This window comes from Streptomyces sp. NPDC088400 (assembly GCF_044753355.1).
In the GTDB taxonomy this organism is placed as follows: domain Bacteria; phylum Actinomycetota; class Actinomycetes; order Streptomycetales; family Streptomycetaceae; genus Streptomyces.
Genome location: NZ_JBIVMZ010000003.1, coordinates 26,941 through 37,544, shown reverse-complemented (window position 1 = coordinate 37,544; position 10,604 = coordinate 26,941). Strand labels below are relative to the sequence as shown.

Here is a 10,604-nt window from a genome sequence, read left to right as displayed (position 1 = left end):
GGGGGCCGGGCCCAGGTCTATCGGGGGGGGGGGGCCCCCCGTGTGCGGGGGGGCGGGGGGGGGGCCGGGGGTGTGGCACAGCGGGGGGTCGCACCGGATCGATCCGGTGCGACCGCCGTAGTTGTTCAGTCGGTGTGCTGGTCAGCCGTCGGTCTCCTGGCGCGGGAGTCCGTCGTCCAGAACGATGGGGATGGTCTCGCCTTGTCCGGTGACGTTGGCGAGTTCGTCCGCGATGCGGTTGTAAGAGGTCGTAGCCAGTGCCCAGTCGCCCTCCAGCGGGGCGGCGGTGGAGCGGGTGTTCCACAGTTTGATCAGCAGCGCGATGAGTGAGCGTCCGGACAGGACGGTTCGGACGCGGCCTTCCTTGATGTCCTCGACAGCGGGCGGGGTGCGGAAGTGGTCGTGGTCTACGGCCAGGGCGGCAAGCCACTCCCAGGTGTCGCGGTGCGCCGTCAGTTCCGCGGAGGCCACGCCGGCGGCCTTCAGCAGCAGGATGCCGTGGGCGACCTGCGGATCTTTCGCGTCGGCGGGTGCCCGTCCGGTAGTGGAAGGCTGGTCGACGGAGGAGTCCGTGCCCCGGTAAGCGGCTTCGATGGCGTTCCTGAGAGCGACGTCCTGGTCGTGGCTCCCAGCTTCGGGCGGCTGCCGCTTGGCGTGTTCCATAGTTCCCCCCTGTGAGTTGGTGTCGGATGAGACGGCCGGAGGCGCTGTGTCGGGGGCGGCGGAGCCGTAGCCGTCCTCAACGCCGCGTTCCGGTGGCGTCGTCTCCTCAGGATCCGTCTGCGCGCCCTGGTCGGCCTGCCCGCCCGGCCTATCGGCCGGTACGAAGGGGCGGAGGACGTCGGCGAGGTCCAGCAGTTCCCGAAGCTCGCTCCGCGTCTCGTTCAGGTCGCTGATCATCCGGTCCTGGCGTCGGCGTACTTCCCGGTTCTCTTCGCGCAGTCCGGTGACGCCCCCCTGTATGAGTTCGAGGATCTTCAGGCGGGTCTGGGTGAGCTCCCCGTGCAGCGCGGTCAGCCCGACTGTTGGGTCATCGAGACGCTCCAACTGCCTGTGTATCGTCCCCAGTTCGTTCATCGCTTCACCGAACGCGTCTTTCCACCCCACGTGACCCCCTGGCTACTCCGAGCGATGTAGTTGCTCGTACCTCCCCGCAAAGCCTTCGCCTGACGCGGCGCTTTCCAGCCCTTCCGTGGCTGGGACATCGCCATACTCACCATCGAACACATTCGTACGCGATGCATACGGCAAAGCGCCCGACAGGAAGAGCACCACCGGTGCCTGGTGCAACTGGGACTTGCAGAGGGCTCGGGCGGAAGAAGACGGACTGTCAAGGCGAAGGGGGCGAAGAAGTTGCTGCCCATTTGCAAGCTCGAAGCCGTCGGCGGTGGTCATCGGGTGGGCGGCGCCATCACCCCCGCGTTGTTGACGAGCCGATCGAGGGCCGTGCCATCGGCGATGAGCCCGTCAGCGAACTCCTCTACCGAGGCCAGGTCGGCCAGGTCGACCCGGCACACCTCCAGCCGCGCCTTCGGATGCCGCGCCAGGATCTCGGCGCGGGCCTCCTCCCCTTGGTGACCGTATGGTGACGCCTTGGCGGACCGTGAGGTCAATATGCCTGTGACAGAACGAAGACGTCGCGGAGGACCGCCTGTAACTCGGTGCGAGATACAAATGCTTCCGACCACATGCACCGCGCTACTCCTGGGGAAACACCGTGAAGTACACCCGCATCACTGCTCTCGCCGCCGTCGGCGTCGCCGCCACCCTCTCGCTCACGGCCTGTGGCAGCGACGGCTCCGGGAAGGACTCGCCCTCCAAGAGCTCCTCGTCCTCGTCTTCTTTCTCCTCGGACGGTGGTTCGAAGCCGGAGGGTGGCTCGGGCGCCGACGGCTCGGAGGCCAGCAACGCGAAGTCGGGCTCCGGCGAGGGCACTGAGGCCCGTGCGAACGCCGCGAACGGCTCGACGAAGACCGGCGGCAAGGTCACGTTCTGCAAGACGGAGGACCTGGCCATCGACGCCACGGACGCCGCGCCCGACGTGGACTCCGGCAGGATCGACATCACCATGATCAACCGGGGTTCGACCACCTGTTCGGCGACAGGCTTTGCGGGCGTCAACATCAAGGACGCCGACAACACCTCGAACCCCATCGAGCGCGGCCACGCCCAGCCGCGAGTCACCACCCTGAAGCCGGGCGACGCCGCTGTCTTCAACCTCGCCTACGACATCGACAACACCGGCGACAGCCTCGCGTCCCCGACCGACATCGAGGTGACGCCTCCGAACGAGACCCACACCGTGAGCCTGAAGTGGCCTGCGGGCGCGGGGGAGATCAAGGGCGCCTACACCGACGTTGAGGTCTACCCCACGCACACGACCAAGTAGGGGCGACCGGAAACCCCGTCCGGACTGCGCTTCCACATCCGGTGCGCACGGCACGGCGGCCTGCGGTCCTGCTTACCACTCGCGTGGTCGCGCTCGGCTACCGCTGGTCGACGGCTCAGCTCAGCCGGGACCCGAGGTAGCGCGTGTGCGAGGGCAGTACTGGGCCGGAGACTGGCCCGGTACTGCCGGGCCAGTAAGAAGCGCCAGAACCCGAAGCTCAGCTCCGCGATGATCTTTCCGCGCGGTGTGGCAGCCGCGCTTCTTCGGGCGCGCTGGTGGGCCTTGTCGATGTCGGCGCGGGTCTTGCCGCTGAGCGGGACGGACACGTCGTCGTACCACTCGATGGTGCGTCCCTGGCGCTGCTGATGGCGTACAGGCCGGGCATCCAGCACGTTGCGGAGCATGATCTTCAGGTGGCCAGCGGTTCGAAAGAACACGCTGCGGTGAGGTTGCTGTTCCACCGATACAGCGCGAGCGCGGCCTCTGGGAAGCCGCCGCACGCGGCGAGGTAGGGGTTGAGCCGTCGGTGCCGATGAGCTCGATCACGGCCTTGTCGGCAGACATTCCTGCCGTGCACGGCCGTAGCCATCGACGTCATGGACCACGTCAGCCAGGCGCTCCGCGCCGTCCTCGACCTGTACTGACGACCGCGCAGGGCGCACCGGTCAGCTACTGCCGGTGGCCCGCTGCTCCATCACGCTCGGGACTTTCTCCGGCTTCAGCAGCGTGTCGCGGCGCGACTGCGCGGTGGCCCTGCCGACGCCCATGGCGCGCCCCGGCGCACCGTACGAGCCGCCCTGTGCGGCGTGCTGGCGCACTGCGGCATCTCGGCCGCCCTCCAGCCGATCCAGCAGAGCCGTGATGTATCGAGGTCGTACGGCGGCTGTCGACCACGGGCGGGCCGTGGCCTCCACCGCTTTGGTGATTCTGGTAGTGCCGCCCCCTGAACTGCGGCATCGTCGTCTCCGGCGCCCCGGATCCGGGGCGCGTTCGGCGCAGGTGAAGCGGCTGGAAGGGCGGGTTCCATGGGTGAGCGGGAGACGTGGACAACGGAGGAGTTCGGTGCCTCGCACGAAGGCGCGGTCGGTGTGCTCCTGGCCGATGGCACCGTTCCGGAACCCGTCTTTTTGGCAATGAGTTCCGGTGGGGGCGGACAATCGGTCTCGCAGTGGAGCTTCTACGACGGGCGCTTCGCGCACGGACCCCGGGCGGCCGCGCTGCGCGCGGTGTGTTCCTGTGGCTGGACCGGCACAGAGCACCGACTCGACTGGGACGAGATCGGCGACCAGAAGCTGCTCGATGCGGGCTTGGCAGCGCCGGACGCATGCTCTCGCGAATGGGATGAGCACACCGATGAGGTAGAGATGTCCGCCATTCCTCTGCCGGAGACATTCACCGCTCTCCTGGCCCAGGTGGAAGAAGAGATCGGGAAGCTCGCGAAGACCTCACCGCTGGCAGCGCTGCGGGCAGCCCGCCGACTGGAGGTAACCGCCGTGGAGACCGGCTACTGGCCGGCCCACGATGCCCGGCAGGACGCGACCGCCGAACAGGCAGCCGCCGCCCTCGGGCTGGATCAGAACGCGGCGCGGAAGCTGGTGGCCCGATTCGGCCGCTGGAGCCCTTACCGCTGAACACCTCTCCTGGGTAGTGGGAGTACGACACCTTGGGCCTGGACATGGACAAGCGCCTCGACCTGGGGCTCACGGTGCCCCGCGCCCGACCGATCGAGCACGGGCACGGAGATTCGATGAAGGACTTCGGGGACTTCACCGACCCCCGGATGAACGAGGCTTCGTGCGGGCACTCGACCTGCTGAGCGCCTACGCCGCACGCGACCGCGCAGCGGTCGTCGAGCACCTCGCACACCTGGAGGCGGACCAGCTGGAGTACACCGGAGGCGTACTACGCGGCACGGATAGCCTGCGTGAATGAAGCGGATTCAGCGGACCGCCGGTGTGATCGTCGGCTCAGCGGTGGGTGATGCCCTGGGGCCCATTCGAGTTCGGCCCCCAGGGAGCGTTCTCCGCGCGGTTCCCCGTGCCTGGTGGCGAGTTGAGCGGAGGCGGTGGCTGGGACCCGGTCGAGGCCACCGACGATACACAGATGGCCGTGCTGGTCGCGGAGTCCGCTCGAGCGGGGCGGACTGGACCTGCCGGACGTCTTCGCCCGGTTCCAGCGATGGGCCGCCTCGGCCCCAAGGACATCGGCTTGCAGACCGAAGACGTCCTGACCGACGGCTTGCCCTGGGACCCTGCCGCCGCGATCCACTTCCAGGTCAACCAGCGAGCTGCGGAAAACGGCTCCATGGTGCGGGCTGTGACCTTCGCGGTCCACGTCGCGTCTGACGGCCGAGAGGCCACCATGGACGCGGCACGCCGCGTCGCCGTCCTCACGCACGGCGACCGTGCTGCCTGGGAAGACACCGCCCTCTTCCCCGAACTCATCGCGTCACGCTCGAAGACACCGACCTCCTCACTATGCTCCCGGGCATCCCTGCCCTCGTCCACCCCGACCACTGCGGCCGTTACGCCACAGTCCTCGCACCTGACTGGCATCCCGATCAGGCGACCGAGTTCAACGGTGCCGTCTGGCCTTGCCTGGGCTCCGCTGTCTGGGCCCTGCGCACCACCACCAGTTTCGAAGACGCGATACGCGCGGCCATCGACCTCGGAGGTGACACGGATACCGTCGCCGCGGTCACCGGAGCCATCGCGAGCGCCTACTACGGACTGGACGCGATCCCCGCCCACTGGACCCAGCCACTCCACACCCCCCTCCCTGGATTCGCCGGAAGTGTGCTGCACCTGCCAGATCTGCTCACCTCGCACACCGCCTCGGAGACTGAACCGGTCTTGGACCAGCACCGGATCATGCCCACAAACGCTCTAATCCAGGAGGGCGGTGGGGCCAATGTCGGTGGGGTCGATGCGGACGAGGTAGCAATGCTCGACCTGTCGGACGTCGTGGTCGCCGAACTGAAGGTCCTAAGTCGACGGACCCGGAACACCCAGGGGTGAGCCCGGTGCCCGCGGGACCATGTCGACAGCCCATCTCGACAGTCCAGCAGCCCACTCTGGGCCGAGATGGAACCGGCTACTCACGAATGAGGAATTACACCCCAGCTGGATCTGAGTAGCCCGGCGGCTGTGCGGCGCCGGCCGCCCGTATTGGATGAGGGCATGAATAACGCATCCGCTTCCGTCTCCGCTCGCCCGGTGCAGTCCCCGTCGCCGATGGACCGCACCCGGCTGTGGGCCGCCGTGGCCGCCTTCCTGTTCGTGCCGGCGGCCGTGGCGACCGGCATCCTGACGCTGGCCTCGGAGCAGGCCTCCCGGTGCATGACCTACGGCGAGCAGTGCGCCCCGGGACTGCCCGGCTGGCTGTTCGAGTGGAGCGCCGCCCTCGGCGCGGTGGCGCTCCTCGTCGCACTGGTGGCGCCGGCCGTGCGGGTGCGCCAGGCGGCGCTCGCTGTCCAGGTTCTCGCCGAGGCCACCGCGTTGGTGGTCATCCTCAGCCACGCGTGACCTGCCAGGAGCGGGCGTGAGCGCATCCGCCCCGCCCGGGCGCCGAGTCCCGGCGCCCGGGCGGAGGGCGAACGCGGGGCGGATCGCGTAGGAGCGGAAGAATGTACCTTTCGCCGCCCGTCGAGCCGATGCCGGCCCGTTCCGTGACCGCGCTGCCGCGCGCCGGATCGCGGCCGCCGCTGTTCGAGCAGAAATTCGAACAGAAAGCGGACGGTTCTCCAGGTGCTTCAACAGGTTCATCCCTCCATGTGGCAGAACTCGTGCGGAGACGCAGCCTGATGATCTTGTTCCCGTCGACCGTTCGCAGCCGCTCGACGGACAGGCGGACGAAGCGGCTCGGGGATCCAGTACAGAGAGGACCCGCCGTTCTGACGTCGTCGGCAGAAACTCCCGCTGCCGTACGAAAGGGCTTCGGCCGCGCAGGCGGGGCGATACTGATCGTGACAGTCACCCCACCGCCGGTCCGGCCTCGGACGCGGGCCCGGTTGTTGGGGACGTACCTTTGTTGATGTCTCCGAGGGGAGCCGATCATGACCACGGCGAAAGACCTGTTCATCATCGCCATGGACCTGAAGCAATCCGTGGGACAGGGCGACCTGTCCCTCGCCCTCGCGGGAGCCGAGCTGATCGATCTCATCGGCGCGGGGGCGGTCGCCGTGGACGGCGACCGCATCGTTCCGGGTGGCCAGCCGACGCTGGACGATCGGTTCATGGGCGAGGCTGCGGCAGAGTTCACTCGGCAGGCGCCCTACGAGCGGATCGAGGACTGGCTGTGGCGCCGGGGCCGAGACCTCTCGGCCGCGTACCAGGCCGCCCTGGAGGAGAACGGTGAGCTGAAGCCGCAGCGAAGCGGCCGGTTGTCCTTCGGCTCGGAACGCGTGGAAGCGGTCGATACGCCCGCGCGCCGCCGTGCGGCCGACCGCTGGAAAGAGAAGGAACCCGTCCTGGCCGCCCTCGCCTCGGTCGTGGGCATAGACGAACGATCCGACGATGAGCCCGGCCTCGATGACGAGGCGGTGACGACCGTGCTGGCCGCCGTCCACGACGCGGTGATGGAGTTGGAGGCCGTACGCCAGAGGCGGACCATCGAGAACGCGGCCTTCGCCAACCTCTGGCGCGGACCGTGAACCGCGCCGGCCTTCGAGGGATCGGTCGAGTCCCACCGCGACGGTGAGCGGTCGCAGGGCAGTCGGGCGGCGCCTACGGCATGTCCGTGGACCAGTTCCGGTCAGGGGCGCGCGGCGTACACCTGGAAGCTGGGTGTGCGTCCGGCCCACAGTCTGATTGGCGGTGTCTCATGAGACACCGCCAAGTCTGGAGAATGACGGCTACCGCCCCTCGTCTTCGCCCGCCGGCGCCAAACATCCAGTCCAGGCGTGGCACGGACTCAGGGCCGGTGCTTTCGTGCGGGCGGCCGGATATGCCTTTTAGAAGGGTTCGGCGGCCCACAGGAGGTCCTGCGGAAGGTAGGGGGATTCGACGCGGATCGCCCAGCCGCGGCGACGGGCGTGGCAGGCCAGGGCGAGGATGTCGAGGTCGACGGAGACGTCCGGATCGTCGGAGCGGTCGGCGACCCGGTAGTAGTCGCGGTGCGCTTCGAGCGCGTCGGCCAGGGCCAGGTTGAAGCTCTCCTCGTCGCCCTCCACCAGTTGCGACAGCAGCACGGCCGGCGGCATGGCGAAGCCCCAGTCCTTGGCCCTTTCTGCCTGCTCCAACGCCCGCTGCGCGGCCGCTTCGGGATCGGAGCACTTCAGGTAGGCGTGGAGGGCTTCGCGGTACGCGCTGAAGGCGGAGCCGTCCGGGCGGGCGAAGGCGGGGCCGGTGAGGATGAGGGGGGCGAGGTCCTCACGTGTGCCGGTGATCAGGGCGACGGCGACGGCCCGCTGCCAGTTGCCGGCGCCGATCTTCTCGCCCCGGTAGGCCGGGTAGTGGAGCGTGCGTCCGTCGACGCTCACCTCGGCCTGGGTGCCCGGCTCCGCGAGGCCGATGCGGAACAGCGCCGCCCCCATCTGGGAGGCCAGCCTGAGGGTCGCGCGCTGCGCGTCGGTGACACTGCCGGGGTCCCCCGCGCGCCACTTGAAGAGGCGCTCCTGGTCACCCATGACGCTGACGAGCCGGCTGATGGCGGGAGGTTCTCCGCCGACAGGGGTGAACGCCTCCTGGAGGGATTTCTCGTACAGGGCCGTGACCCGCGCGTCCACGATCCGCTCGCAGGGCGGCCGTTCCACCACCAGGAAGCCCGCGGCGAGCGTGGCGACCGCGTCCGGCCGCCGGTTCCGGCCGAACGCCGCGACACGGGGGCCCCGCGTCTCGAAGCCGGTGACCAGCGCGTGCGGCAGGTACTCGGTGTGGACGGCGGGCGCCCAGCCCAGAGACCGGTAGGCGAACGCGGAAAGGGCGATGGGGACGAGCGGCAGAAGAGTCTTGGGGGAGGCCGCGGGGCCGTGCGCGGCGGCGTGCCCGACCAGGAGGTCGGTCAGCGCGGCGTCGAAGGCATCCCGGTCTTCGGCGGCCAGGGCGCGCAGCGTGAGCAGCGCGGCGCTGTCCGGGCGTTTCAGGAGGGGCTCGCCGCTCTCCTGGGCGCGAGTACGGACGCGGTCCAGGGCCGCGTCGACGGCGTTGAGCTTGGCCTGCGCGCTCGGCGGGTACTCCTCGTCGTCGCCGGTGTCGTCCAGGAACACGGCCATCAGTCCCGTGGCGAGTTCCCCGGTGGGCGTGCCCTGCGCGTGCGCGGCGAACTTCCCCCGGGCGAAGTGGAAGGCCTCGCCGTGGAACGTGGCCTTGTCCCTGAGGACCGTCAGGCAGAGCGCGTCAATCCAGTTCCCGGGTGTGACGCTCTCCGCGGGGGCGTCCTCGCCCGGGTCGTAGCTCATGCCGAAATTCACGTAGTTCAGAAAGACCTGGAAGCTGCAGTGCGGGTGGTACGCCGCGTAGGCGACGGCGCCGGCCGCTGCCTCCGAGGCGTCCTTCAGCGCCGCCCGGGCCTCCGCCGTCGCGAGGTCGGGTGTCTCGATGGAGAGCGCGCCCAGGTAGTCGAGGAACTCCTCGGCGATGTACTGCCACTCGTAGGTGGTCATCCGTCCAGCCCTCGACATGGACCGCACCTGGCCCCCGATGCGGTGGGTGAAGTCCTCACGCGCCGCTGACACGGCGGCCCCGCCCACCTGGTGACGCTCTATTCGCACTGCCGAACTCCTTGATCGAATCTCCACGACAGCCTAGGCGCAAGGTCTGACAGGTCAGCGGCTGCCGGGCACTCGGTCGCGGCCGGGCCACGGGGCATGCCTCGTGACCGGGGCGTCAGCGGCGGCTCGACCGCCACGACACGGATGATGTCTGGCTGCTGATGAGGCATCCGGGGTGTGTTTCGGGCTGGGTGAACTCGTGCACCGAGCTGGTGAGGATGCGTTCGATGACGGTCTGGACGTCGTTCTCGGCGAGAGCCTGCTGGTAGATCTCGCGGTAACGCTCGGCGTAGGTCCGTACCGCTTCGGTGGACAGCGACCGCGACGGCTGCAACCCGTATGGAGGTACTGAAATCTGAGTCCAGGACCGCCCCGACCGTCGGAGCCGACTGCCGGATCCTCACAGGCAGCTGGTACAGCTACTACGACGGAGTTACCGTCATGGACCCCGCGAAAATCGACATCGACCACATGGTGCCGCCGGCCGAAGTGTGGGATTCCGGGGCATCGTCGTGGTCCGCTGAGCGGCGCGAGGCCTATCGTTTCCTGCTGGATCTGCTCTTCGTGCGCGATGGCCGCACGTTGACCGAGCTGGAGTCCGAGCTGGAGATGACGCGGTACGGAGCGATGAAACACCTGAAGGTGCTGGAGGAGGCCGGACTTGTCGTCACGCGTAAGTCCGGCCGGGAGAAGCTGCACTTCCTGAACCCGGTGCCGATCCGGTTGGTCCACGACCGGTGGATCGACAAGTACACCGAGCGTCATGTGACGGCGCTCGCCGAGCTCAAGAGCGAACTGGAGGAGAACACATGACAGTCGCAGCCGAGGAGACCACGACGGTTCAGTCCACCGGGTCTACATCAGGGCGACACCCCAGGCCGTCTGGGACGCGATTACGAAGCCCGGGTGGAGCGAAAAGTACGGTTACCGCTGTGCGTCCGAACTCGACGCCCGCGTCGGCGGTGCATACCGGGTGCTGTCGAGCGACGAGATGCGTCGGCGGGGTGCACCGGAGCAGATCATCGAAGGGGAGATCGTCGAAGCCGATCCGCCGCGCAAACTCGTCCAGACGTACCGGATGCTTTTCTCTCCCGAGCTGGCGGGCGAGCCGTTCACGCGCCTCACCTACGAGATCGAGGAAGAGCCGTACGGCGACGTAACCAAACTCACCGTGATCCACGACGTCACCGGCGCGCCGGTCCACGCAGCTCAGGTCGCGGGTGAAATCAGCGAAGCGGGTGGTGGCTGGAGCCTTCTGCTCAGCGACCTCAAGACCCTGCTGGAGACCGGCAGGGCGATGACTGCCTGACGCAATCGAGTAACTGACCAGAGGGTCGGGCCCGGAAGAGGCGGCCACGCCTGGCAGTTTTGCTCGGACACCGACAGGTCGGTTCCGTCGCGACGGTCCGCCGTCTGTGAGAACGGCGGACCGTCGACTCACACCACAGTGCCGTCATTTCTCCCACCATTTACAAGTTGACAGCGGTGAGCAAGGACAGCCGGCCG

At 68.5% G+C, this 10,604-nt stretch carries 14 protein-coding genes and 1 pseudogene; 9 read left to right on the top strand and 6 right to left on the bottom strand.

What is annotated here, in order from left to right:
• Positions 1-141: 141 nt before the first annotated feature.
• Both ACIQD6_RS08280 and ACIQD6_RS08275 read right to left on the bottom strand, forming a co-directional pair.
• Entirely contained in the window at positions 142-1,077 is a 936-nt protein-coding gene (locus tag ACIQD6_RS08280) for a hypothetical protein (RefSeq protein ID WP_401879696.1), read from the bottom strand.
• A gap of 314 nt (positions 1,078-1,391) precedes the next feature.
• The gene (locus ACIQD6_RS08275) at positions 1,392-1,613 is read right to left on the bottom strand and encodes a hypothetical protein (RefSeq protein WP_401879694.1); all 222 of its coding nucleotides are present in this window, start codon (positions 1,611-1,613) and stop codon (positions 1,392-1,394) included.
• 104 nt (positions 1,614-1,717) lie between these two features.
• Between ACIQD6_RS08275 and ACIQD6_RS08270 the strand changes: the two genes are divergently transcribed.
• Entirely contained in the window at positions 1,718-2,389 is a 672-nt protein-coding gene (locus ACIQD6_RS08270) for a DUF4232 domain-containing protein (RefSeq protein ID WP_401879691.1), read from the top strand.
• Here ACIQD6_RS08270 and ACIQD6_RS08265 read toward each other — a convergent pair.
• Positions 2,365-2,793 carry a hypothetical protein gene (locus ACIQD6_RS08265; protein ID WP_401879688.1) on the bottom strand — a complete coding sequence of 143 codons (429 nt, stop codon included), beginning with the start codon at positions 2,791-2,793 and terminating at the stop codon, positions 2,365-2,367. The genes ACIQD6_RS08270 and ACIQD6_RS08265 overlap by 25 nt on opposite strands.
• A gap of 261 nt (positions 2,794-3,054) precedes the next feature.
• Positions 3,055-3,207, bottom strand: a complete 153-nt coding sequence (locus ACIQD6_RS08260) for a hypothetical protein (protein WP_401879686.1) — start codon at positions 3,205-3,207, stop codon at positions 3,055-3,057.
• A gap of 207 nt (positions 3,208-3,414) precedes the next feature.
• Here ACIQD6_RS08260 and ACIQD6_RS08255 point away from each other — a divergent pair, with 207 nt between their 5' ends.
• The 6 genes and pseudogenes from ACIQD6_RS08255 (at position 3,415) to ACIQD6_RS08230 (ending at position 7,040) form a co-directional block, all read left to right on the top strand.
• On the top strand, positions 3,415-4,020 hold the full coding sequence (locus ACIQD6_RS08255; RefSeq protein WP_401879684.1) for a hypothetical protein: 606 nt from the start codon (positions 3,415-3,417) through the stop codon (positions 4,018-4,020).
• Between the two features lie 163 nt (positions 4,021-4,183).
• Positions 4,184-4,321, top strand: a complete 138-nt coding sequence (locus ACIQD6_RS08250) for a hypothetical protein (RefSeq protein ID WP_401879682.1) — start codon at positions 4,184-4,186, stop codon at positions 4,319-4,321.
• Between the two features lie 48 nt (positions 4,322-4,369).
• Positions 4,370-4,762: pseudogene (locus ACIQD6_RS08245) on the top strand (ADP-ribosylglycohydrolase family protein); the annotation flags it as partial.
• A 104-nt stretch (positions 4,763-4,866) separates the two neighbouring features.
• Positions 4,867-5,406: an ADP-ribosylglycohydrolase family protein gene (locus ACIQD6_RS08240; protein ID WP_401879679.1), complete on the top strand. Its 540-nt coding sequence runs from the start codon at positions 4,867-4,869 to the stop codon at positions 5,404-5,406.
• A gap of 162 nt (positions 5,407-5,568) precedes the next feature.
• Positions 5,569-5,913 carry a hypothetical protein gene (locus tag ACIQD6_RS08235; RefSeq protein WP_401879676.1) on the top strand — a complete coding sequence of 115 codons (345 nt, stop codon included), beginning with the start codon at positions 5,569-5,571 and terminating at the stop codon, positions 5,911-5,913.
• 530 nt (positions 5,914-6,443) lie between these two features.
• Positions 6,444-7,040: a GPP34 family phosphoprotein gene (locus ACIQD6_RS08230; RefSeq protein ID WP_401879674.1), complete on the top strand. Its 597-nt coding sequence runs from the start codon at positions 6,444-6,446 to the stop codon at positions 7,038-7,040.
• Positions 7,041-7,340: 300 nt separating this feature from the next.
• On the opposite strand, the gene ACIQD6_RS08225 is transcribed toward ACIQD6_RS08230, so the two are convergent.
• Both ACIQD6_RS08225 and ACIQD6_RS08220 read right to left on the bottom strand, forming a co-directional pair.
• Complete coding sequence (locus ACIQD6_RS08225) at positions 7,341-9,077, bottom strand: Imm49 family immunity protein (protein WP_401880740.1); 1,737 nt, start codon at positions 9,075-9,077, stop codon at positions 7,341-7,343.
• 136 nt (positions 9,078-9,213) lie between these two features.
• The gene (locus tag ACIQD6_RS08220) at positions 9,214-9,432 is read right to left on the bottom strand and encodes a hypothetical protein (protein WP_401879671.1); all 219 of its coding nucleotides are present in this window, start codon (positions 9,430-9,432) and stop codon (positions 9,214-9,216) included.
• Between the two features lie 107 nt (positions 9,433-9,539).
• On the opposite strand from ACIQD6_RS08220, the gene ACIQD6_RS08215 reads away from it, so the two are divergent.
• Positions 9,540-9,911, top strand: coding sequence for an ArsR/SmtB family transcription factor (locus tag ACIQD6_RS08215; RefSeq protein WP_401879668.1), 372 nt, complete (start codon positions 9,540-9,542; stop codon positions 9,909-9,911).
• A gap of 46 nt (positions 9,912-9,957) precedes the next feature.
• Positions 9,958-10,407, top strand: a complete 450-nt coding sequence (locus ACIQD6_RS08210; RefSeq protein ID WP_401880738.1) for an SRPBCC domain-containing protein — start codon at positions 9,958-9,960, stop codon at positions 10,405-10,407.
• Positions 10,408-10,604 lie beyond the last annotated feature (197 nt).

Excerpts from the sequence above, each read along its gene's own strand:
- ACIQD6_RS08280 (WP_401879696.1), bottom strand. The coding sequence starts at position 1,077 with ATGAACGAACTGGGGACGATACACAGGCAGTTGGAGCGTCTCGATGAC.
- ACIQD6_RS08265 (WP_401879688.1), bottom strand. The coding sequence starts at position 2,793 with ATGCTCCGCAACGTGCTGGATGCCCGGCCTGTACGCCATCAGCAGCGC.
- ACIQD6_RS08255 (WP_401879684.1), top strand. The coding sequence starts at position 3,415 with ATGGGTGAGCGGGAGACGTGGACAACGGAGGAGTTCGGTGCCTCGCAC.
- ACIQD6_RS08240 (WP_401879679.1), top strand. The coding sequence starts at position 4,867 with ATGCTCCCGGGCATCCCTGCCCTCGTCCACCCCGACCACTGCGGCCGT.
- ACIQD6_RS08235 (WP_401879676.1), top strand. The coding sequence starts at position 5,569 with ATGAATAACGCATCCGCTTCCGTCTCCGCTCGCCCGGTGCAGTCCCCG.
- ACIQD6_RS08230 (WP_401879674.1), top strand. The coding sequence starts at position 6,444 with ATGACCACGGCGAAAGACCTGTTCATCATCGCCATGGACCTGAAGCAA.
- ACIQD6_RS08215 (WP_401879668.1), top strand. The coding sequence starts at position 9,540 with ATGGACCCCGCGAAAATCGACATCGACCACATGGTGCCGCCGGCCGAA.